General features: G+C 44.0%; 21 protein-coding genes. 14 read left to right on the plus strand and 7 right to left on the minus strand.

Translation table 11 applies throughout. The features are described from left to right. Positions 1-25: 25 nt before the first annotated feature. Together OCU36_RS07460 and cobT are read right to left on the minus strand one after the other, a co-directional pair. Entirely contained in the window at positions 26-832 is an 807-nt protein-coding gene (locus OCU36_RS07460) for an adenosylcobinamide-GDP ribazoletransferase (RefSeq protein ID WP_261837428.1), read from the minus strand. Next, complete coding sequence (gene cobT / locus OCU36_RS07465; protein ID WP_261837429.1) at positions 832-1,860, minus strand: nicotinate-nucleotide--dimethylbenzimidazole phosphoribosyltransferase; 1,029 nt, start codon at positions 1,858-1,860, stop codon at positions 832-834. Before cobT ends, OCU36_RS07460 begins: the two co-directional genes overlap by 1 nt. 397 nt (positions 1,861-2,257) lie before the next feature. Between cobT and OCU36_RS07470 the strand changes: the two genes are divergently transcribed. Together OCU36_RS07470 and OCU36_RS07475 are read left to right on the plus strand one after the other, a co-directional pair. Beyond that, positions 2,258-2,953 carry an NAD(P)H-binding protein gene (locus OCU36_RS07470; RefSeq protein WP_261837430.1) on the plus strand — a complete coding sequence of 232 codons (696 nt, stop codon included), beginning with the start codon at positions 2,258-2,260 and terminating at the stop codon, positions 2,951-2,953. Between the two features lie 185 nt (positions 2,954-3,138). Beyond that, complete coding sequence (locus OCU36_RS07475) at positions 3,139-4,512, plus strand: L-cystine transporter (protein ID WP_261837431.1); 1,374 nt, start codon at positions 3,139-3,141, stop codon at positions 4,510-4,512. A gap of 159 nt (positions 4,513-4,671) precedes the next feature. On the opposite strand, the gene OCU36_RS07480 is transcribed toward OCU36_RS07475, so the two are convergent. Further along, on the minus strand, positions 4,672-5,193 hold the full coding sequence (locus tag OCU36_RS07480; RefSeq protein ID WP_261837432.1) for a DUF2058 domain-containing protein: 522 nt from the start codon (positions 5,191-5,193) through the stop codon (positions 4,672-4,674). Between the two features lie 603 nt (positions 5,194-5,796). Between OCU36_RS07480 and sbcB the strand changes: the two genes are divergently transcribed. The 5 genes from sbcB (at position 5,797) to purT (ending at position 10,827) form a co-directional block, all read left to right on the plus strand. Continuing rightward, a complete protein-coding gene (gene sbcB / locus OCU36_RS07485; RefSeq protein WP_261837433.1) occupies positions 5,797-7,221 on the plus strand; it encodes an exodeoxyribonuclease I in 1,425 nt (474 codons plus the stop codon). Between the two features lie 25 nt (positions 7,222-7,246). Further along, positions 7,247-7,618 (plus strand): CidA/LrgA family protein, encoded by a 372-nt coding sequence (locus tag OCU36_RS07490; RefSeq protein WP_261837434.1) that lies wholly within the window; start codon positions 7,247-7,249, stop codon positions 7,616-7,618. A gap of 2 nt (positions 7,619-7,620) precedes the next feature. Then, a complete protein-coding gene (locus tag OCU36_RS07495; RefSeq protein WP_261837435.1) occupies positions 7,621-8,298 on the plus strand; it encodes a CidB/LrgB family autolysis modulator in 678 nt (225 codons plus the stop codon). A 298-nt stretch (positions 8,299-8,596) separates the two neighbouring features. Beyond that, a complete protein-coding gene (gene cdd, locus OCU36_RS07500; RefSeq protein ID WP_261837436.1) occupies positions 8,597-9,484 on the plus strand; it encodes a cytidine deaminase in 888 nt (295 codons plus the stop codon). A 167-nt stretch (positions 9,485-9,651) separates the two neighbouring features. After that, positions 9,652-10,827 carry a formate-dependent phosphoribosylglycinamide formyltransferase gene (purT, locus tag OCU36_RS07505; RefSeq protein ID WP_261837437.1) on the plus strand — a complete coding sequence of 392 codons (1,176 nt, stop codon included), beginning with the start codon at positions 9,652-9,654 and terminating at the stop codon, positions 10,825-10,827. Positions 10,828-10,936: 109 nt separating this feature from the next. Here purT and OCU36_RS07510 read toward each other — a convergent pair whose 3' ends face one another. Further along, complete coding sequence (locus tag OCU36_RS07510; RefSeq protein WP_261837438.1) at positions 10,937-11,590, minus strand: thiopurine S-methyltransferase; 654 nt, start codon at positions 11,588-11,590, stop codon at positions 10,937-10,939. Between the two features lie 355 nt (positions 11,591-11,945). Between OCU36_RS07510 and OCU36_RS07515 the strand changes: the two genes are divergently transcribed. Beyond that, a complete protein-coding gene (locus OCU36_RS07515) occupies positions 11,946-12,722 on the plus strand; it encodes a RelA/SpoT domain-containing protein (protein ID WP_261837439.1) in 777 nt (258 codons plus the stop codon). A 140-nt stretch (positions 12,723-12,862) separates the two neighbouring features. On the opposite strand, the gene ihfA is transcribed toward OCU36_RS07515, so the two are convergent. Continuing rightward, the gene (gene ihfA / locus OCU36_RS07520) at positions 12,863-13,159 is read right to left on the minus strand and encodes an integration host factor subunit alpha (protein ID WP_261837440.1); all 297 of its coding nucleotides are present in this window, start codon (positions 13,157-13,159) and stop codon (positions 12,863-12,865) included. 589 nt (positions 13,160-13,748) lie between these two features. Then, positions 13,749-15,635, minus strand: a complete 1,887-nt coding sequence (locus OCU36_RS07525) for a methyl-accepting chemotaxis protein (RefSeq protein WP_261837441.1) — start codon at positions 15,633-15,635, stop codon at positions 13,749-13,751. A 340-nt stretch (positions 15,636-15,975) separates the two neighbouring features. Here OCU36_RS07525 and OCU36_RS07530 point away from each other — a divergent pair, with 340 nt between their 5' ends. From OCU36_RS07530 to OCU36_RS07545, 4 genes are all read left to right on the plus strand, one after another. Further along, positions 15,976-16,671, plus strand: a complete 696-nt coding sequence (locus OCU36_RS07530) for a VC0807 family protein (protein ID WP_261837442.1) — start codon at positions 15,976-15,978, stop codon at positions 16,669-16,671. Positions 16,672-17,230: 559 nt separating this feature from the next. Next, on the plus strand, positions 17,231-17,377 hold the full coding sequence (locus OCU36_RS07535; protein ID WP_261837443.1) for a hypothetical protein: 147 nt from the start codon (positions 17,231-17,233) through the stop codon (positions 17,375-17,377). A 267-nt stretch (positions 17,378-17,644) separates the two neighbouring features. Then, the gene (locus OCU36_RS07540) at positions 17,645-18,547 is read left to right on the plus strand and encodes a VirK/YbjX family protein (protein WP_261837444.1); all 903 of its coding nucleotides are present in this window, start codon (positions 17,645-17,647) and stop codon (positions 18,545-18,547) included. 363 nt (positions 18,548-18,910) lie between these two features. After that, positions 18,911-20,614 (plus strand): FAD-dependent oxidoreductase, encoded by a 1,704-nt coding sequence (locus OCU36_RS07545; protein WP_261837445.1) that lies wholly within the window; start codon positions 18,911-18,913, stop codon positions 20,612-20,614. A 334-nt stretch (positions 20,615-20,948) separates the two neighbouring features. Here OCU36_RS07545 and OCU36_RS07550 read toward each other — a convergent pair whose 3' ends face one another. Further along, positions 20,949-21,830, minus strand: coding sequence for a LysR family transcriptional regulator (locus OCU36_RS07550; protein WP_261837446.1), 882 nt, complete (start codon positions 21,828-21,830; stop codon positions 20,949-20,951). Between the two features lie 191 nt (positions 21,831-22,021). Here OCU36_RS07550 and OCU36_RS07555 point away from each other — a divergent pair, with 191 nt between their 5' ends. Together OCU36_RS07555 and OCU36_RS07560 are read left to right on the plus strand one after the other, a co-directional pair. After that, positions 22,022-23,227 carry an MFS transporter gene (locus OCU36_RS07555; protein ID WP_261837447.1) on the plus strand — a complete coding sequence of 402 codons (1,206 nt, stop codon included), beginning with the start codon at positions 22,022-22,024 and terminating at the stop codon, positions 23,225-23,227. Between the two features lie 73 nt (positions 23,228-23,300). Next, complete coding sequence (locus tag OCU36_RS07560) at positions 23,301-23,489, plus strand: SDR family NAD(P)-dependent oxidoreductase (RefSeq protein WP_372065830.1); 189 nt, start codon at positions 23,301-23,303, stop codon at positions 23,487-23,489. Positions 23,490-23,645 lie beyond the last annotated feature (156 nt).

Here is a 23,645-nt window from a genome sequence, read left to right on the forward strand (position 1 = left end):
GTTGGCCCTTAATGCAGTCGCGCCTTTACAGTAAGCCGTTGTAAAAAGCGGCAATAAAAACGATGTAGATCAGCAGTTCCATCAACTGTTGAGCCGCACCCAAGCAATCGCCAGTAAAACCCCCAATACGTGCCATTAGCCACTTTTTGAAACCCACTCTAAAAAGGTAAGCCACTACCGACAGGACAAACGTAAACGCTAAACCAAACCAGAGGCTTGGCAATACCCCAACAATCATCAGAAAAACAAGCTCGTTTTTAGTTTGTTTATTGGCAAGTGGCTTACTTTTGCTCGTGTCCAAGTCACTGACATAAGGCATATCGTAAATAAGCGAGGCTGCAATCGCACGGCTAAAGGTGTAACTGGTGACAATGACCATAAACAGCCCAGTCATGCTGATCAGTTCATTCAATAACACCCACTTACCGAGCAGTGCCATGATCAACGCAGACGCACCGTAAGTACCAATGCGACTGTCTTTCATGATGCTTAAACGGCGATCGAGAGTCATACCACCGCCGATGCCATCGGCCATATCGGTTAAGCCATCTTCATGGAAAGCGCCGGTGAGCATCAAGCTAAAGCTCATCATCAAAAAAAGGGCTACCGTGCTCGGTAATGCCGCATCAAGCAGTAAAAATACACCGCCACACAACACACCAAGCAACAAGCCAACTGTGGAAAAGTAACGGCCAGAACGATTCATACGCTCCGATGAGTAAGGGGTATTTTTCGGCATAGGCAAACGAGAAAAAAAGCCCAGAGCCAAACAGAAAAGCGCCCATTGATAGATCATTCGATCTTTTAGTGATCGCTTTGATGCATCACTCATTAAACCGTGACTCCCGCACTCTCAAAACTTGCCATGTTGTTGTAAAACTCGACGGCAGCACGAATAATCGGCATCGCGAGAGCAGCCCCGGTACCCTCACCTAATCTCAAACCGAGATCGAGCAATGGTTCAGCATCAAGGAGCTCTAATATTATTTTGTGTCCCGCCTCCTCAGAACGATGCGCAAAGATCATATAGTCACGGCAATTTGGCTCGATTAAGGTGGCGACATACGCGGCAACAGACACTATAAAACCATCAACAAGAATTGGGGTTCTGTTTTGGTAAGCGCCAAGGAAACCACCAATCATTTGAACGATTTCGTACCCTCCAACTTGTGCAAGAACATCCCTAGGGTTTAGACCTTTGCAACGAGCGACGCCTTGTTCCACAACCATTTTCTTACGCACAAATTGTGCGCTATTGATCCCCGTTCCTAACCCAACACATTCCTGTGCCGTGCGATTGGCTAATGCACTCAAAATCGCAGAGGCGCTACTGGTGTTACCGATGCCCATCTCACCAAACATGATGAGATTCGAGCCATTACGGATCATTTTGCTGACCAATGACTGGCCCAGTTCAATCCCAAGCTCTACCGTGTCCGGCATCATTGCCGCTTGGTGAGCAAAATTTTCAGTTCGAGTACCCAAACGCTGTGAAATCAGCATTGGGTTATCGGTCTCAACGGGCAACAAAATCCCCGTATCGACGACCGTGATATCAATATCATTCACCGTACAGAAGCAATTAATGGCAGCGCCGCCCTGTAAGAAGTTCAACACCATTTGTTGAGTCACAGCACTTGGCGCAATACTCACGCCTTCATCAGCAATACCATGATCCCCTGCAAATATAATGATACTGGGTCTATTTAATTCAATATGCGCTACTGCGGTGTCTTGACCTTGGCTCTGAATTAAAGCCAGTTGGTGAGCGACCTTTTCCAATAGACCAAGTGCACCTAGCGGCTTAGTCTTTTGGTCTATACGGTGTTGGATGTACTGTGAATATTGGGTATCTAACATAATTTACGTACACTTAGTCATCAGAGACAATTGTGGATTCAGGTTGCATAAACTGAGTGCGTTGTATTAGCACTTATGGCGATCACTAAAGGATAGATCTGAGAGGGCGCGCGAATATTGACGTTACAACTCCTAGCTCATCCTTGTCTATGTGAAGTTGAAATCAGTTTACGTGTTAACAAGAGACGTAGCTATGATTAAGTAACAGAAATTATCGAGAATGTTCGTAATTTAAACAGTTTAAACGCATTGGTTATTCAATCTGCAACATGGTATAGCAAAAGTGATCGTCGGCTTCAGCCCATTTTATCCAACACGCATTTATCAACGTTCCATTCGCTTAAAATTCAAACTGTGCTTATATTAAACAATCACTTGCACAAACATAAGAGTCGTTATGAATATTCTGGGTGACAAAACATCGGTCGTTGTGGCCGGTGCAACCGGATTGATCGGCCATCACGTCATGACATTACTTATCGACGAGCCCGCAATCGAAAAAATCTATGCGTTATCTCGAAGACCGCTCGATTCACAATTTCACTCACATAAACTTACGACTCTTATTCATAATGACCTACAAGTCACGAGCTGGGATGAGACAAAAACGCCCCCGACTCTCGGCATCATTTGTTTAGGCACAACGATGAAAAAGGCCGGTTCAAAAGAAGCGCTACGTAAAGTCGATGTCGAGTTAGTGACTCAAGTAGCCCAGTCTATGAAGCTTCTCGGAGTTCAAAGGTTGGCCGTCGTATCGAGTTTTGGCGCTTCACCCGCTTCCTACTCACACTACCTTCGCTGCAAAGGGCAAATGGAGCAAAACTTAAAACGCATTGGCTTCCAACAACTATTTATCGCTCGGCCGGGACCGCTTATTGGTGAAAGAGAGGAACCAAGAGCCGATGAAAAATGCTTACAAAGGATCTTCCCTCTGTTCGCTCCACTGATGTTTGGTCAATTCAAAAACCTACGCCCGATTCAATCTAAAGCGGTGGCGAGAGCCATATTATTCAAGTTATTCGAAAATAACTTCAGTCAGGTAGAAATTTACTCATCCACTGACATGCTCAATTTATTAGCAAAATACCACTAAAAAGCTCACCGATTCATCACAATGTTGAAGATCCAACCATCCTACTGGGTAGATATGACGAATCGTTCTATTAAATTACTTTTCCTTACTTTACGTTTTGTTACAGGTCGCTACTGTAGCTAACAGTATTTGCGCCCATATACCTATGCGCCCTATCGATTTAAAGAAATTCATAAGGAAAACAAATGTCATTTTCAGCTATCGCTGCCTTAGCGGTATTCACTGGTATCCTCTTTTTGCTCTACGGACAACAAAAAACAGGAAAAACACTATCTCGCCTTGTTTTATTAGGTTTAGTTTTCGGAAGCGCATTTGGCCTTGGCTTACAACTGTTATTCGGTGAAGGCAATCCGGTTATCAAAGAGATACTAGAATGGGTAAACATTGCCGGTCGTGGTTACGTGGGCTTATTAAAAATGGTCATCATGCCATTAGTACTCGTTTCAATGATTGCAGCGGTTGTGAAGCTTGAAAAAGGCGGGTCATTGGGCAAAATTTCTGGTGTCACAATTGGCGTACTGCTGGCTACAACCGCGGTTTCAGCTATTGTTGGTATCACCGTAGCGCACACGTTCGGCTTATCTGCTGAAGGTTTGACGGAAGGCGCTCGTGAAACGGCTCGTATCGCAACGCTAGAGAGTCGTATTGGCAGCGTCGCTGATTTAACGATTCCACAAATGCTGGTTAGCTTCATTCCAACCAACCCATTTGCAGACCTAACAGGATCTCGTTCGACTTCTATTATTGCCGTCGTTATCTTCGGCGTACTGACGGGTATCGCGGCTCGTAAAGTCATGATGGAGAAAGAAGAACTAGAATCGCCAATCCGCACATTCGTTGACGCCGCTCAATCCATCGTAATGCGCTTAGTTAAGATGATCATGGCATTAACGCCATACGGCATCGCAGCTTTGATGGCGAAGGTCGTTGCAACATCAAGTGCCTCTGACATTTTGAGCTTACTCGGTTTTATCGTCGCGTCTTACGTGGCTATTCTTATCATGTTTGCTGTGCACGGTATTTTGGTCTCTTTTGTTGGTGTGAGCCCAAAAGAGTATTTCCAGAAGATCTGGCCGGTACTGACGTTCGCTTTCACATCGCGCAATTCTGCGGCAACGATTCCATTGAACGTTGAAGCTCAGATCACGAAGCTTAATGTGCCACCGGCAATCGCAAACCTATCTGCCTCTTTTGGTGCGACGATTGGCCAAAATGGTTGTGCAGGTATCTACCCTGCGATGCTAGCAGTAATGGTTGCGCCAACGGTCGGCATCAACCCTATGGATATCAACTTCATTCTGTCGCTTGTCGCCATTATAACGGTAAGCTCATTCGGTATCGCTGGTGTGGGTGGTGGTGCAACCTTTGCTGCACTTATCGTACTTCCTTCAATGGGTTTGCCGGTAACCATTGCAGCACTGCTTATCTCGATCGAACCTCTTATTGATATGGCACGTACGGCGCTTAACGTATCGGGCGCAATGACAGCAGGCACTATCACTAGCCGTCTGCTCGAGAAAAAAGACAAGCAAGCAGAATTGGAACCAACGAATACATAACTCGATATCAAGGCATGTTGTTAGGTTAGTTTCACTCCATTAAAAAGCCCTGATGTATCAAACATCAGGGCTTTTTTACGTTTCGTCGTTATTGATAAATGGTGAATTAAGATCAGGCTGGTTTAGCCGCTATTTCACTTAAAACAACAGTGTCAAACGTTACCACATTAAATCATCTGGAATGACGAAGTCTTTATACGGGTCATCCTCGTCGACTTCGTCCGAGCTTGATGTCTGAGTATCCACAATAGATTCTTCATCTCGCATTGCGATCTTATTCGCTACCGAAGTAGGGATAACAACATAGCTTTCGCCTTGACGAGCAATACTTAAGAGACCGTTACTGAGTTGCTTTTGAGTCAGCTCTTCTACGTACAGGTATTTCACCAAAGTACCGTCGGTGAAGTTGTATTTTATCTCACCATTTTTCTGCTCGAGCTTGTTCATTTCAATCAATTGCTTCACCTGAGCTTTAATCTCTTTACTCAGCTGCTGTTCTTTCAATTGTTGGTTTAACTCTTTATCTTTCGCTTGCTGCGCCAATTTAGCTTCTTCAGCTGCCGCTTTTGCTTCACGAGACTGAACGCGAGATTTTTTAGAGCCTTTCTTCGCCTTCTTTAATTTTTTTTCATTTACCAAGCCAGCTTTAAGCATCTGCTCTTGGAGTGTTAACTTTGCCATGACTTTCCCAGTTAAGGATTAAAAACGCCTCTATCATACCTGCTTTTCAGGTTTCTGTTTACTGAACAAGAGTAAATTACTGAACTATCATCAAATCAGCTTAGATAGTTCCAAACCGCTCGAATGCTTTTAATACTTCGCCACATCATCCATTTCTGAGTAGCCGACAAACGAATATATCGATAGATACTGGCTACTAATCGGTTCTTATCATTTGTCTCAATCGGGTCAGCACTTTCAACCAGCAACGCTCACATCAAGTTACAGCGTCACCATATCAAATACCTCTTTTATCTGGTGACGATTCCAGTGTAGAAAAGAATACTCAAAGCGTTGTAAAACAGCACTTACCTTGAGGGATACATAGACAGTGAGACTTTCATTTCAATCTAATCAAATTCATCAATAACAGGTGGAATTTGCTAAGAAGTAACCAATCTCAGATTCAAAACCCTACTTGCCGTCTCAATCGAGTAGGATTGCACCGTTTTCCTGCAATTTATTTAGGATCTGGGTTGCACGCCTACCGCATACTGTCAGATACTGAACAAAACCAACTTTCAGCTACAGTAAGCGCTCCCCGCCTGCTGTTCAGGACATTCTATGAGTTTAGACAATCAGCCAACCTACTTCTTTTTCGACTACGAAACATGGGGCGTAAGCCCAGCGAAAGATCGCCCAAGTCAGTTCGCAGGTGTTCGTACCGATCAAGATTTTAATATTATCGGAGAGCCTCTGGTTATCTATTGCCAACCTCCTGCTGATTATCTGCCTGCACCTGAAGCCGCATTAATTACTCGCATCACACCACAAAAAGCCCTGTCCCAAGGCTTACCTGAACCTGAATTCATCGCCAAAATTCATGCTGAACTTGCTAAGCCCAATACCACCAGCCTTGGCTACAATAGCATTCGTTTCGATGACGAAGTCACACGATATACCTGTTATCGTAATTTTATCGACCCGTACGCATGGAGCTGGCAGAACGGTAACTCTCGTTGGGATCTACTGGACGTGATGCGCGCCGTCCACGCACTTCGCCCTGAAGGCATTGTCTGGCCAGAGAACGAAGACGGTTACCCAAGTTTCAAACTGGAAGACCTATCAAAGGCCAATGACATTGAACACGAAAACGCGCACGATGCGATGGCCGATGTTATTGCGACTATCGAGTTAGCGAAAAAGTTGAAAGCGGCACAGCCGAAAATGTTTGACTACCTATACAACATGCGCCACAAGCGTAAGCTGAATGAGTTAGTCGACATTGTAAACATGACGCCTCTAATGCACGTTTCAGGCATGTTCGGTCGTGATTGCCACTACACGAGCTGGGTGGTGCCTATGGCGTGGCACCCAACCAATCAAAATGCGGTTATCGTGGTTGACTTGGCTAAAGACCCTAGCCCATTGCTTGAGCTTGATTCCGATGCCCTGCGTGAAAGGCTCTATACAAAGCGCAGTGAGCTATCAGAAAACGAGCTTCCAGTTCCGATCAAACTTGTACACTTGAACAAGTGTCCAATTCTTGCACCAGCAAAAACCCTGACGGCTGAAAATGCCGCAACTATCGGTATTGATCGACAACAGTGTCTCAATAACCTAGCACTATTACGTGAACACCCTGAAATTCGCGAAAAGCTGATCGGTTTGTATTCACAAGAACGTGTATACGAGAAAAGTGACGACGTCGACACCCATCTGTATGACGGCTTCTTTTCACCCGCCGATAAAACCGCAATGAACATCATTCGTGAAACCGACCCAAATAACTTATCAGCGTTAGACATCACTTTTGGCGACGAACGTATTAAACCGTTACTGTTCCGTTACCGTGCTCGACACTTCCCATGGACACTTGATGAGCAGGAGCAATTGAAGTGGGCAAACCATTGTCGTGAGTTTTACGAAAGTCGCTTGGAAGAGTACATGTTAAACCTAGAGAATCTCGCACACGAACATGAGAGCGACGAAAAAAAGATGGCGATCTTGAAGGCGGTTTATCAATACGTAGAAAACTTAGCCAGCTAATTCCACTATCAAGAGATGTTACACTTTGAAAGAACGTTTAATCCAACTCGTCTACTGCTTGATCTCCTTTGCTTTGATCCTAGGCGCCCTCACAGCAGGTAACGCGTTACAACACCTGTTAGACACCGCTATCCCGGGCAGTATTTTTGGCATGTTAATTTTATTTGCTGTCATGGTGATTGGTATTGTTCCTGCACACTGGGTACAACCCGGTGCTAGCTTGATCATTCGCTTTATGATTTTATTATTTGTTCCGATCAGTGTCGGGTTGATGGAGCACTTTGACGAACTTATCGCAAATGCATTGCCCATCTTAGCCAGTGCCGTGGGGGGGACGCTGATCGTCTTGGTTTCTTTATCATGGTTCTTAGACCGCTTGCTTTCGAGAGGTCAATAATCATGTGGATCCTACTGACCATCGTGGTGTTTCTATTTGCTCGCTGGATAAGCCAGAAAGTGAACTCGCCACTGTGTAACCCATTGCTGATCAGCATTGGGGTTATTATTCCTATTCTGCTGTTTTTCAAAATCCCCTTTGAAACTTATTATGCGGACAACACTTGGATTACCTACATGCTTCAACCTGCGGTCGTTGCACTTGCTTACCCGCTCTACGAGCAACTGCCGCAAATCCGCACTAACTGGCGTATCATCACCTTAGCTTGCACACTTGGCAGCGTAATGTCGATGATCACAGCAGCCTTGATCGCCGTCGCTTTTAAAGCCGATTTGAGCTTAATCGCAAGTTTACTCGGTAAGTCAGTCACCACACCTATCGCTATGGAAGTCTCCAGTCATTTAGGGGGCGAAGCCGCGATTGCCGCAATTCTGGTGCTTATTGTGGGTCTGTTTGGGGCCATTTTCGCTTACCCTATTTATAACCTAATCGGTATTAAGAGTCCGATAGCACGAGGGTTAACCATGGGCACAGTATCGCATGCTCTAGGAACCGCAACCTGTGCAGAAAAGAACCCACAAGATGCGGCTTTTAGCTCTCTCGCGTTAGTACTTTGTGGTGTTATAACCTCGATTATCGCGCCGAGCATATTTGCTATCGTCGTTTGGCTCTACGCGTAATCCGATGGGCTGGCATATTCATTTTTAATCTCTCGAAAGCCCAACAAAACGCTGATGACATAACATCTACTTGGGCTTATTCTCGGCACTCACCTAATCATGCCAAGCGATTGGGCTCAAATTTGAGTCAATAAATGCGATAGGCATGGTCATATTGGTCTTTGCAATCGATTTCATCTGTGACCTCACTCTAATTATGCAATAGAATGTAACAACAAGATCGCAATAGTGACTTGAATCACGGATTATTCTTGAGTATTGCATAAACTTAAAGCCTAAGGTTAATTAAGGATTCAACATGAACAGTCGTATTACCATGGCGCTGGAAAGTGCTCCAGCATCAATTAGGACACTTTTGAGTGACATCGTATTTTCAGATAGCTTCGATGCAACGTTATCTTCAGAGCAATTTGCTGATTTACTGCAAGCCAGCGGTTTAACTGATAACGAGTTACGTGTTGCACTGCTTCCTTTTGCCGCCGCTTATTCTTACGCACCGCTCTCCGAGTTTTATGTTGGCGCTATCGTACGTGGTTTGTCTGGGACTTTGTATTTTGGGGCAAACCTTGAAGTCGCCGGCGCTCAGTTAAGCCAAACTGTGCATGCAGAACAGTCAGCGATTAGCCACGCTTGGATGAAAGGTGAAGAAGGTATTTCCGACATCACGATTAACTTCAGCCCTTGTGGTCACTGTCGCCAATTCATGAATGAACTTACGACAGCAAAAGAGCTTCAAATTCAGCTTCCACAACGCACTGAAATGTCTCTACAAGACTATCTGCCGGATTCATTTGGCCCCGCTGATTTAGGCATTACAGAAGGCTTGATGACGAAATTAGATCACCAATACACATCCGCAGAGACGAGCCCAATTATTGTGAGCGCACTTGCCGCCTTAAACCGCAGCCACGCCCCTTACACTAAGAACCTAAGTGGCGTTTCATTACAGCTGGCAACGGGTGAAATCTTTACGGGTGCGTACGCTGAAAACGCCGCCTTCAACCCTAGCCTTCCGCCATTACAAGTTGCACTCGTTCAACTTAGACTGGCTGGCTTCGATTTTGAGCAAATCGAAAACGCAGCCTTGGTTGAAATCGCTGACGGAAACATCAGTCACTTAGCAGAGACTCAGTCGACATTGGAAGCGATTAACCCTGACATTCCAGTGAGTTACTTAGCAATTTAAGCACATTCCATTAACAAAACACGCAAAAAAGCAGCCCATATTATTAGGCTGCTTTTTTTATACTTCTAATTCATACCACAGACCGCGCAAACGTTTGCTTTTATCGGTCAAATAAGTATGATCACACCGTTTTCAATCACTCGTTTAAAAGATCGGAAGGAATGTCTATGTTTGGTACCGCTATTCGTGAAAATGCTACTCGTGTACTTCTATTAGGTTCAGGCGAACTCGGCAAAGAAGTCGCTATTGAGTGCCAACGTTTAGGTTTGGAAGTGATTGCATGTGACCGTTATGAAGACGCACCCGCTATGCAAGTGGCGCATCGCAGTCATGTGTTCGATATGTTAGACGCTGATGCGTTAGAAGCCATTATTGAGCTCGAAAAACCCGATTACGTAGTACCAGAAATCGAAGCGATTGCCACCGGTAAACTCGTGGAGCTTGAAGCAAAAGGATTGAATGTCGTTCCAACAGCGAACGCGACGAAACTGACGATGAACCGCGAAGGCATTCGTCGCCTAGCCGCAGAAACGTTAGAGTTGAGCACATCTCCGTACCGTTTTGCTGACACCTTTGAAGATTTCGCCGCTGCGGTCGAATTTGTGGGCATGCCTTGTGTCGTGAAACCCGTGATGAGCTCTTCAGGCAAAGGCCAAAGCGTCATCAAAACAGAAGAAGATATTCAAAAGTCTTGGGATTACGCGCAAGATGGTGGTCGCACTGGCGCGGGTCGTGTCATCGTTGAAGGCTTTATCGACTTTGATTACGAAATCACACTATTAACCGTTCGAGCAGTAGACGGCATTCATTTCTGTGCGCCTATCGGCCACCGCCAAGAAGACGGTGACTACCGCGAGTCATGGCAGCCACAAATCATGTCAGACAACGCTTTAAAAGCAGCGCAATACACCGCAGGGCAAGTGGTTAACGCACTAGGCGGTTACGGTATCTTTGGTGTGGAACTGTTTGTTAAAGGTGATCATGTCATTTTCAATGAAGTGTCCCCTCGCCCACACGATACCGGTTTAGTAACCTTGATGTCTCAAGACTCATCTGAATTTGCGCTGCATGTACGCGCATTTACGGGTATGCCAATTAAATCCATCACGCAATACGGCCCGTGTGCATCAGCGGTTATTCTGGGTCAAGGCACATCAACAAACATCCGCTTTGAAGGGCTTGCAGAAGCGCTAGATGCACCACAAACGCAAGTTCGTCTATTTGGTAAGCCAGACATTGATGGTCGCCGTCGCCTTGGTGTCGCGTTAACTCGCCGTAATAGCACAGAGACCGCGATTGAAGATGCAATTGAAAGCGCTTCAAAAGTAAAAGTCATTTACTGATGGTGTCTCTATCTGAGCCATACAGCCTTCACCTCTGAACAATAAAAATACGGGCTATTTAGCCCGTATTTTTGTCTTTTATCTTGTCATCGAATTCAGCAAGCTAAACCTAAGCAATAGACTCAATCAAATACACCTCTTCACTGAATCGAGACAAACCTTTCTTCGTAATCTTTGGGTGTTTATCGTCGGCGATATCTTGATTTAACAACGTAATTTTATAGCCGACAAATAACCGTTCGATCTCTGACAGAGGTACGCTAAACGGAGGCCCCGCCATCTCGCTTTGTTCGTAATCCAATGTCACCAGTAAGATCGTACCACTCGGTTTCAACAGTTGCTTCAAACGCGCGACGTACTGAACTCGCATCTCTTCAGGTAATGCCACCAGCGAAGCACGATCATAAATAATGTCGACCGGCTGGATTGGCGCGGTGAAATAATCGCCCGTATAAATACTCAATTCATCGAATTGATAAAGCTCGTGCTGACCACTGATTTGAGTCACTGTTGGTGTGTACAAATGCTCAGAGAAAAAGGCACGAACCGCAATTTGGCTTAATTCAACACCTTGAACCTGTTCGTGCTTGGTTGCTAACCAAATTAAATCTTCACTCTTACCACAAAGAGGCACGAAGACACTTTTGTCGTAGCTTGGGTTAGTCTTTTCCCAAAATTCGATAAGAAGCGGGTTTACATCTTCAAGGTGGAAACCAATTTGGTTGGCAGCCCATTTATTGTGCCAAAATTCAGGATTATTCATCTTTCGTTCATGTTAAACAGTGATAATACAAGGGTACAGTATCGATGAATAAGAGCAACCTTCGCTGAGTTTTAACGTAAAAAATAGCAGAGTCAGAATAGCAAACAACACCCGTTGAGAAAGTTGACTGCTGCAGTTCAAAGTTCTCAAAATATGGGAAAAATTACTTAAATAATTTGTCTATATCTTCACATTTTAAAGCAATATTAAACGTTAGAGTTGGTTTCTATCTTAACAGGCCCCATCTAATATATAGCGAGATTAGTTGGTGTCGTTAAGCTGTTTTCACTCTTATGTTTTACTGGTTACCCCCTTTTGAATACCCGTTTTTGTAACCTTGTATTTTGGAGTTTGAATGAGTGTATTTCTCCGTACGACGGCCCTAATGCTTTTGGTATTGAGCCGAGCGCCTGCATTCGCAGCCGCACCAGTTTCAACGAATTCAACAGTTCAATCGCGCACTCCAGCGCAAAACCAAGTGTCATCAAACGTATTTCGCCACAGCCTGAGTGGCTTATACGGTATCAAAGCATTCGACTCACGTCCGACGCAACCCTATTCTGATTTCGATATCCTTTACAGCAAAGCACACCAAGCACAAGCTGAATTGGAAACTATCTGTAGAAGTACCGCCCTACTGACTCACTCTGAAGCACTATTCGCAGGGGTGAAATCTCAATCTCGTGCAAAAGAGAAGATCGACTTAGAGTTGGATGGCAATGTCACAAGAATTACCGACTTAGCCCGCGCAACCATTATTGCCAATGATGTGGAAAGTTTGGTTGAAGTTTACGAAGCACTAAGCCGTGAAGCGGATGTCGTAAAAGTAAAAAACAAGTTTAAGTCCCCAGCGGATTCAGGCTACCGTGACCTTAACCTATTGGTTCGTTTGCCAAAAACCAACATCATCGCAGAGGTTCAACTTCACTTGAAAGCGATTGCTGATGTAAAAAGTGGCCCAGAGCATGAGCTATACGAAATCATTCAAGGTATTGAACGCCACGCTATTGCAGAAAAACGCCCGGTTAACGACATAGAAGCCGCGCAAATTAATAGCTTGAGACGTCAATCTCTTGAACTTTACCAACAAGCATGGCAACCCTACATTACAACGCACATTAAAGCCGCGTGATACATTGAGGCCGACGAGGGTACCCATCGTATACGTCTCTGTTGTAAAAAATTTAAACTTGAAGGGCTGCATGAATCGCAGCTCTTTTTTTTGATTCTTCAGATATAAAAAGACCACGCTAGGCGTGGTCTATTGCTTGGCTATTTCTCGATTTTAATATTTTCGACTCGAGCCTTCAGTTTCTGACCCGGTCTAAAAGTCACAACACGTCGAGCAGAAATGGGAATGTCTTCACCCGTTTTTGGGTTACGACCCGGTCGCTCGTTTTTCTCGCGAAGATCAAAGTTACCAAAGCCAGACAGTTTTACCTGTTCGCCATTTTCAAGTGCTTTACGAACTTCCTCGAAAAACACTTCAACCGTTTCCTTGGCATCCCGCTTGCTATATCCGAGTGTATCAAACAGGTTCTCAGCCAAATCGGCCTTCGTGAGTGCCATAAAACTTTCCTCAAAGCTATGTTAAACATTGCTACTATCGCAGTAGCGCCAAAGCATTTACCCTATTCAATCAATGAGATAAGGTCGTTCACAACGAAAGTGTATGCCAAGCTTCTGATTTTCGCCAACTTTTTTATCTTAACTATTAAATTATTATTTATAATCAGCAAGATAACCCACTCCCAATTTCACATATATAGCGAAATAAGCTCCACACAAACACCCCAAAAAGAGTTATATACCAGTAATGTTAAAAAATACAGAATTTAGAACTTTAAGTGCTCGATGTTAAATTTTTAATCTTTAATTCTATATCTAATAAAATCAGTCACTTGATTTGATGTCAAACTCAACAGAGGTTACTTAACCACCAGCACAAGCAAGCATCTCCGTCTCATTTTAGTATTTAGTTCTAATGAAAAGCTAACCGTCAGCGACACCGAAACCACGCATTGTCTCGTGACTATCGCAACTAAGGTTTGTGTATACACTCCTCTTATTAAGAGGATACAAAAAAGCGACGTAATTTACGTCGCTTTGGGTGTTGCTAGCCACTAACTCGCCGATCAAACATCAACGAACAATGCCTTTAAGCAAGCTTAAACGTTGCAACTTTGTCACTCAGACCTGCCGCTTGGTTCTTAAGCTCATTCGACTCAGTTAGGCTTTCTTGTGACCCGGCCACCAACTGATCAGTCACATCTTTAATCGATGTAATGTTTTGAGTAATTTCACCCGTCACATGAGTTTGCTCTTCAGCTGCGGTAGCGATTTGTGTCGCCATATCGCTGATCAATGCAACCGCGGTATTGATCTCTTCTAATGCGTGTGAAGCTCGGTCTGCATCTTCTACGGAATGTACAGCAAGCTTAGAGCTACTTTCCATGAGTTCAACCGCTTGACCCGTTGTTTTCTGCAGAATATCAATCGTCGACTTAATCTCCTCAGTTGAGGAGTGAGTACGCTGAGAAAGAACGCGAACCTCATCGGCTACGACGGCGAAGCCACGTCCTTGTTCACCCGCACGAGCCGCTTCTATTGCAGCATTAAGAGCAAGTAAGTTCGTCTGTTCAGCAATACCTTGAATCGTCGCTAACACTGTTGAGATCTCTTGAGCGTGTTTATTCAGTTCACTGATCACTTTACCCGCTTCATTCACTTCATTTGCTAGGTTATTGATCGAACCTTTTGTATCGACAACTAACGCATGACCGCTATTGGTACTCGACGCGGAATCTTGCGCAGCCTTTGCCGTTTGCTCGGCATGGGATGCGATTTCTTGCGTTGCACAGGCCATTTCAGTGACAGCTGTCGCGACCATCGTGATTTCTTGCTGCTGATGGTTAAGTTCATCAACAGAGCGGTTCGCACGCTGAGTCGTTTGCTCTGATTGGCTATTTAACTGTTCAGACTGACCACGAATATGACTAATCAATTGCTGTAAGCTGTCAACAAACGTATTGAAGTTATGCGCTAGCTCCCCTACTTCATCTTGGTTTTCAACACGAATACGTTGAGTTAGGTCACCACTGCCATTGGCAATTTGAGCCAACGCTTTCGAAACATGATTAAGCGGGCGGAATAGCATAGTACACAACAGGTTAAACAGCACGATACAGACAAGTACAACAAGTAACGTCGCTAACACTTGGCCGGCTACCGCATCAAATAACGGTGCTACCAAAGAGTCATGATTGACCACGCTTACCGAAATTAGATTCGTTCCCTTTATCGCGCTCGCATAAAGAATATAGTCATCACCATTTAACTCGATGGTTATCTCTGTTTTGCTCGCGAGCGCCTTTTGAACATCAGCAAAATCTAGCCCTAAAGAGCTAATATTCTTATTCAATAACTTAGTATCTGGATGCGTGTAAACGGTGCCTTTATTGGTCGCGATAAACATATAGCCTTCACCAGGAAGAACCACTTTTGTCAGGCTATCAATAATGTCGGTAATCTCGACATCCGCACCCAAAACAACTTGCTCACCATGCAACTGCATTGCGCTACCTAGTGAAACAACATTCGCCCCAGTCGCCGCAGCAACCGTTGGGTTATCCATGAACACTTTACTTGGATTCGCTACGGCATTGGTGTACCAACCCCATTGTCGAGGGTCATCATTACCCGGTGGTAACACGACGCCATTTGCGTTTTGCTGAGAACCATCAGCAAATGCTAAGAACACATTATCAAAAGAGGCAGAATCACGAACTTGTTTAAGGTGAGTCACTAAACTCTCTTGCTTTAATTCCTGCGGAAGCGATGTCAGCGCGCGCTCTTTAGATAATATCCAGTCCGCTACGTATTGATTGTAAGAAGCAGACGTGCCTTCTAAGCGTTGTGCAACATCAGTATCAAGGCGTTCCAATGATGAACGAAAAGAAAGAGCTTCGACCAAAATCCCCCCGAGGATGATGGCTATACTAGCTGATATCGCCAGCTTATTTTTAAGCGAGAGTTTCTTTAACATGAGGAAACCTATAATTGAGAAGTAATGACCATGGCATAACGATTTCGTTGCCAATATGACTGAACGTTGTATATATTTTATGTTTTAAAAGAAATGAATAAACTAGTCAACCCGTTGTATTATCAATATCTGTATTCAGAACACGTACAACCGTTCATTCATCGATCACATTGTCATACTAAATCGGTAAACGAACGCTTAAATCGGGCATGATATATATTCAAAGATGTCGTTAGTGTCACATGTCGTTACACAGCACGATACCTTAAGGCTTTACATCTTGGGCGAGGTAAACAACAATCCCTGAGAATAAACCCATAACACAATGTATTTAGAAATTATGAGTAATACAGAACAAAAAAAATCGAGTCCTCTTTTCGAAATCATTTTTAACGTCTTTCTCCCTTCATTTATCTTAATGAAATTCAGCGGAGAAGAGCATCTCGGGACAGGATTAGCACTGCTTGTCGCCCTTGCCTTCCCTATAGCTTACGGTGGCATGGAGTTAATACGCAACAAGAAGTTCAACTTCATCGCAGCGCTTGGCTTTGTGAGTGTGTTATTGACGGGCGGGATTGGCTTCTTCGAGTTAGATACGCGTTGGTTAGCTCTAAAAGAAGCATTAATACCTGGCCTAATTGGCTTAGCGGTTCTTGGCTCAACCTTCACTCGCTACCCGTTTATCCAAAAAGTTATCTTCACCCCCGCTCTGTTAAACATCTCTCTTATTGAAGAGCGCTTAAGAGAGTTCGGTAACCAAGCAAAATTTGATCGTTGCTTAATGACTTCAAACTATTTATTCGCGAGTACTTTTGCGTTCTCTTCTGCGATGAACTACTTCCTCGCGACTTGGATCGTAACAAGCCCTGCTGGCACCGCGGCCTTCAATGAAGAACTTGGTAAATTGACGCTTTACAGCTATCCGGCAATCGCTATCCCAAGCATGTTGATGATGCTCGGCATTTTCTACTATATTTGGCGTCAAGTCCGCGCGATGACATCACTAGAAACAGAGAAAATATTCATCACGAGATAACACTCTACCTACGCATCTCCCATTACCATCAAGCCCAGTTCAATACTGGGCTTTTTTGCTTCAACTTTCTCGTTAAATCAAGCGATGAAATACCAACTTATCATTGGTGATACCAATAGACTCAATCATTCAAATTATCGCTCTCATGTTCTCAGAAATAACCCCCCTCAAAATAACCAATAGCTAAAGAATTGCATTCGGTTATAATAACTGGTGAGTTCACGCTCAATTTTGTTGATTAATTGACAAAGTTTTATCCAGATATTAACACTATTTCAGCTCTTATTGATAAGATGAAACACGCTCGGACGTGAAGCAAGCACTATCTGCGACTGTTGAGGGTGTTTTTTCGATTTAGCAAAGAGGCATGAGGCCGCTATCCTTGGGTTTAGCCACTTCAAAAGTAAATTCCCGTGCTGATCGTACTGACCATCACCCAAGAACTGGAGAAAAAATTCAAGTTTCAACATTATAAACACCCGCGTTTATAAAGCACTAAAAGTGTCATGTAACACATCGTGCAATGACGAACTCAACGTAGAATCCAAGGAAGATTACAATGTCTATAACGAAAGCAAAAACTTCAGCTAGCCGCAGTAAAAAAGCGGCTAAGCCCACGAAAACAATGGTCGAAGCGCCTAAGACTCGTCAACGTATTGAAGAGATCCTTGAACAGCGCGAATTGGCCAAACTGTTAGAGTTATAGTTTGTTATCGTTCGAATGCCACTACACCCTGTAGTGGCATTTTCGATTTAGAGAATAAAATCTAGCAGAAATTTCATCCAACACCTTTCAATCAAACATCATTCCAGCTCTAGCAGTAAGTAACGGACTTGCTTACATACCCATACATACCCATACATATCCAAATTGCGCTTTTCGCTATCATCAGCAGCACTAATATTGATGAAATAGAAGAAGCGATTCGCAGCATATATCTGCCCGTGTAACGCTTCTTGTTTTGAGGTGATTATGAATGTAATTCGTATGGGGATTGACGCGAATATCCACAAGAATAAAGGCAAATACAAAGCAATAGCTAAGTTTACTGTTCGTGCGCTGTTTTATTATTCAGAAACAAAAAAAATGAGTGAGAACTTCAGTTCTAGTGAGAGAAAACTTTTATTTAAAAAACAGCCTAACTTTCTGTCTAAATTTATCACCCCTTATTTGTGTGTCGATTTTAAAAAAAATGAAAAAATCGATATACTATCAAAGCATTACGATTGGTTTGAAGATAAGTTCACCCAAGTCGCTCGCCATCAAATAGTTAATGAGACACTCAATCTTTTAACGTTAGAGATAAATGAAGACACCTATTTATTGAATCTGAGTTTCGAGCGAAATGCGAGAAAAGAAGGTGAGCTGACCCTTTCCCTAACTGACGCGATGTTGAATAAAATGTACACCATCTCATTTACTGTGTTTAACAATGATATCTATATTGGTGGGGTGCAAGGAGCAGCCAATGACAATGGTTTCAGCCGAACATTCACAAAGGCCTTTTATGGGTTGAGACCAAAATCATTCATGGTTGAAAGTCTGCGATTGATCGCCTCCAGCTTGAGCATCAACCATATTTACGCAGTTAACGAATCTGGACATATATACAATGCTTTGCGCTATGGTAAGAAAGCAAAAACAATCAGTCTTCGTTATAATGAATTGTGGGAAGAGCACGAGGGACAACAACATACCAAGTGTTTCTATATTCTCCCCCTCAAGTCCACAAGAAAAGATCTTGAACCACTTAAGCGCCAGAAACGAAAATTGTATCGTGAACGCTATGCTTGGTTGGATCAATACGAGCAAAATCTACATATCGCGATCAGTCGTCACATCAATGCCTCTTTTGATATAGCGAAAGCTTGCTAATTACGCGAGCGCGTGCGGACGAATTATGCCCAAAGGTTTAACACTCAACACAAGATAACCTCTGCGATTCAAACCGACGCCCTCGCCTATCAAAATGCCTCTCCATTGAGGCATTTTCGACATTCAGCACTGCACTTTGACTCATTTTCTTGCAACAACGGACCTTCCAATCAAAAACACAACCAAAATCACAACGTGTTGATCCATACAATTAATATTAGACAAAGCTAATATTCAACTTTATAATCAATGGGTACTTTAGAAACCACTTAATGGTCGGCGACTAGACAGCAACAACACAAGATAAAGCTCTATGCTCGGCAATGGGTATCGTTAAACTTAGAGACAACAATAGGTAAACAAATGACTAAAATTGTAATCATCGGAGGCGTAGCTGGAGGTGCATCAACGGCTGCACGTGCACGCCGCCTTAGCGAAAATGCAGACATCATCATGTTCGAACGAGGTCCCTTTGTTTCTTTTGCCAACTGCGGATTGCCGTATCATATTGGTGGTGATATTCAGGATAGAAGTAAGCTCCTCCTGCAAACGCCAGAAAGCTTCTTAGCTCGCTTTAACGTTGATGTTCGTGTTATGAACGAAGTCATATCTATCGACCGACACAATAAGCAGGTTATGGTTAAGAACCTACTGGATAATAGTGAGTATACGGAAAGCTACGACTTCTTGCTCCTTAGCCCTGGCGCTGGCCCTATCGTTCCGCCAATCCCTGGTATCGATAACCCGCTGACGCACTCGCTACGTAACATTCCTGATATGGATCGCATCATTCAAACCATCCAGATGAACAAGCCAGAACACGCAACCGTTGTTGGCGGCGGGTTCATTGGCCTAGAAATGATGGAAGCCTTCCATCAGTTGGGAATTAAAACCACGCTTATTGAGATGGCTGACCAAGTGATGACCCCTGTTGACCGAGAAATGGCGGGGGTTGCTCACGCTGAAATTCGCGAGAAAGGCATTGACCTTAAACTAGGCGTTGCGCTTCAAGCGGTTGAGTACGTTCCAAACGAACATATTGCCAACATTGGCTCTGGTGAAGATACCGAACACCAGCATATTGAAGGTGAGTTAAATCTGACTCTCAACAATGGCGAGTCGTTAACCACCGACATCTTAATCATGGCTATCGGTGTACGTCCTGAGACTAAGTTAGCAAAAGAAGCAGGACTACAAATTGGTGCACTAGGTGGTATTTACACCAATGAAATGATGCAGACGAGCGATCCTAGTATCTACGCCGTCGGTGATGCAGTGGAAGAAAAAGACTTTGTCACAAGTGCACAAACTCTGGTTCCGCTTGCTGGCCCTGCCAACCGTCAAGGTCGTATGGCTGCCGACAACATGTTCGGACGCAATGAAACCTATCAAGGTACACAAGGCACCGCTATCTGTAAGATCTTCGACCTAGCAGTAGCCTCAACGGGTAAGAACGAGAAGCAACTTAAACGTGATGGTATAAACTATGAAAAAGTTTACGTTCACACCGCTAGCCACGCGAGCTACTACCCTGGCGCTGAGATTGTCTCGTTCAAAATGTTGTTCGATCCAAAAACAGGCAAGATCCTAGGTGCGCAAGCGGTGGGCAAAGATGGCGTCGATAAGCGAATTGATGTAATGGCGGTAGCCCAACGCGCGGGCATGACCGTCGAGCAACTTCAACACCTAGAACTGACCTACGCGCCGCCATATGGCAGTGCCAAAGATGTGATCAACCAAGCGGCCTTTGTAGCAAACAACATCATCAAGGGTGACTCAACTCCGATTCACTTTGATGAAATGGACTCTTTGACTGACGAGCAAGTGCTGCTTGATGTACGTAACCCTGGCGAGCTTGAAAATGTTGGCTTTATCAAAGATGCCATTAACATCCCTGTCGACCAACTGCGTCAACGAATGAACGAACTGCCAAAAGACAAAGAGATTGTGATTTATTGTCAAGTTGGCTTACGTGGCAACGTGGCATACCGTCAGTTAGTCAACCACGGCTTCAAAGCCCGTAACCTGATTGGCGGATACCGCACTTACAAGTTCGCCACTGCTTAAGGTAAGCCAAACACTGCCCTTTTTCTTTGGAGCACTCTATAGTGCTCCTTTTTTTTGGTTATCACTATGTAAGTGGTCAATGAAAGGTTTAAAAAGGGATTTAGACAAAGTCATTCCTCTTAATGTCTTGAGAGGGATACTAACAAATCCGCTGTATTACATTGATAACAACAAAGACCAATAATATTTGTTAAAATTGCAACAGTCTAAACATGATCCCGTCATGGTCTGGTTAGATGTCGATGTATCATCGACTTTTATAGGTCTCTGTTTTGTCCAAGATGTTCGAAGAAATAGGCCAAGCGAGGTAAGAAGTTACCTCGCTTTAAACGAACTACAGATCCAGATTCGGCTGAATAAAATCAATGAAAGCAGAGATCCTCTTGGCAACGGAGGAGGACTTATAGTAAACCGCATTAATTTGCTCTCGGCCAAAATGACTGATTTTTTCGCCTTCTAATAATGGAATTAATCGCCCTTCGGCAATGTCTTTCTTCACCATGAAACCGGATAGACAGGCGATACCATTTCCCATCAAAGCAAGCTGTCTCACCGTTTCACCGTTACTTGAGGTCAGTGTTGGTATCAGCCCGGAGAATCCTTTCAGAGGCCATTCATTAAGTGTTTTTGGTGTTGAAAACCCGATGGTATCGTGATGTTCCAAATCACGACTTTTACTCGGAAAGCCACGCTTTGCTAAATAATCAGGTGAAGCCACAATGTAAAGTAAACTTCTGCCCAGAGGCTTCGCATGTAATGTTGAGTCACTCAAAGCACCGATACGAATAGCGATATCGGTTTTCTTTTCTAGTAAATCAACAAAACCTTCATTAGAGGTCAACTCCAACTCAATATCAGGATAGGCTTGATTAAATGGCTGAACGAGTGGGACTAACTGATGAAACACAAACGGACTAGCGGCATCAACACGCAGCCGCCCTTTGGGTAATTCTCCACGGGATATGAGCTCATCTTCCGCTTGCTGTAGTTGCATCAGCCCTATTCGCACCGTATCAACGAATTGCCGCCCCTCATCCGTTAATTCAATCCGTCTTGTGGTTCGGTTTAATATTGTCACGCCAAGTTGGCTCTCAACCTTACTCACCGCTCGCGATACCCGCGCCACCTGTATATCTAAACTCTCTGCTGCCGCTGTAAATCCGCCGGTATCGACCACGGTAAGCAGAATTTCTAAATCATCCGATTTTGTACGCATAACGCCTTACCATCTTTCTATCCGCTCACGTTTAATTATTGCATTTATAACAAATATCATTTGTTAAATAACCTATTTTTTGCAAAGTAATTTTCACGCAGAATACTCTCAACAAATCACGACACAGCAACACCTTGATAAGCACATTCGCTGCTGTGTCGTTGAACCTAACAAACAAGAGAGTAAATGATATGCCATTAGCACTTCTCGCATTGACGCTCAGCGCCTTTGCTATCGGAACAACAGAGTTTGTGATCGTGGGGCTACTCCCAACCATGGCTTCTGACTTAAATGTCTCACTACCATCAGCAGGACTGTTGGTCAGCCTTTATGCATTGGGTGTTGCGATTGGCGCACCTGTTTTAACCGCACTAACTGGAAAATGGAACCGCAAACATGTCCTGTTGAGTATCATGGCGCTGTTTGTCGCTGGCAACTTATTGGCATGGCAAGCACCCGGTTACAACACCCTGATTATCGCTCGTATTTTGACTGGTTTAGCTCATGGTGTGTTTTTCTCCATAGGTTCAACCATTGCGACAGGACTGGTCGCCAAAGAAAAAGCCGCCAGTGCGATTGCGATTATGTTCACAGGATTAACCGTTGCGCTAGTGACCGGCGTGCCACTCGGCACTTACATCGGTCAAACCTTTGGTTGGCAATCGACTTTTCTGATTGTGGCGCTGTTGGGACTGATTGCGTTGATCGGTAGTGCTTTCTTAGTGCCAAATAACCTGAAACAACCCGCCGCAGCTAAACTATCATCACAGTTAAAAGTGTTAACCCAACCAAGGCTACTACTGGTTTATGCGATCACGGCACTGGGCTACGGTGGTACATTTACCGCTTTCACTTTCCTTGCGCCAATTTTGCAACAAGAAACAGGATTTAGCGCGAATGCCATTAGCCTAATCATGCTGGTATACGGTGTATCTGTTGCGATTGGTAATATTTTAGGTGGCAAAATGGCTGACAAAATGGGGCCAATTAAAGCGCTGACGATTATTTTTGCAGGACTCGCGACAGTATTAGTGGTATTTAACTTTACGGCTGTGAATCCTATCGCAGCGGTGGCGACCATCTTAGTTTGGGGGGCTTTTGCATTCGGGAATGTTCCTGGCTTGCAAGTTTATGTAGTGAAGCTCGCTGAAAAATACACCCCTGATGCTGTTGATGTGGCATCGGGTCTAAACATTGCGGCGTTTAACGTTGGTATTGCTCTTGGTTCTTGGGGTGGCGGTATGATTGTGTCTGAAATGGGATTGATGCATACCCCTTGGATTGGTGCCGTAGTCGTACTTGTTGCGCTGGCTCTAACTCGAATAAGTGGACGCTTTGATAAACGTGCAGAAAGTCAGGGTTTAAAACAAACTGTACTGGTAAAAGAAGCCTCTTAATTTCTATTCGAACGGGTCAATACTCAACATTGACCCGTGCATTCTTATTTAGCATCAACTTAGGCACTACACTATGAAAACGGTTTTTATCACTGGAGCAAATCGAGGTTTAGGACTTGAGCTTATTAAACAATACGCTCAGCGTGGCTGGAATGTCATTGCCTGCTGTCGTGAGATTAACACCGATCACGCATTGACCCTCTTGGTACAAAATTATCCAACGGTTGGCATTTATTCGTTGGACGTTCTCACCCAAAGTTAAGGGGCTATCTCCATCTGAACGATAACCTGCGCTCTTAAACGAAGCTGCTTCATCAACAGAGGATAATGGTACATAAACCACACTCTCACTCAAAAGCATAATTGAAACTAATAATGAAAATATTTTTGCTCTGGCTAATACGTTATCACTAATATA

It is taken from the genome of Vibrio artabrorum, assembly GCF_024347295.1.
Taxonomy (GTDB): Bacteria; Pseudomonadota; Gammaproteobacteria; order Enterobacterales; family Vibrionaceae; genus Vibrio; species Vibrio artabrorum.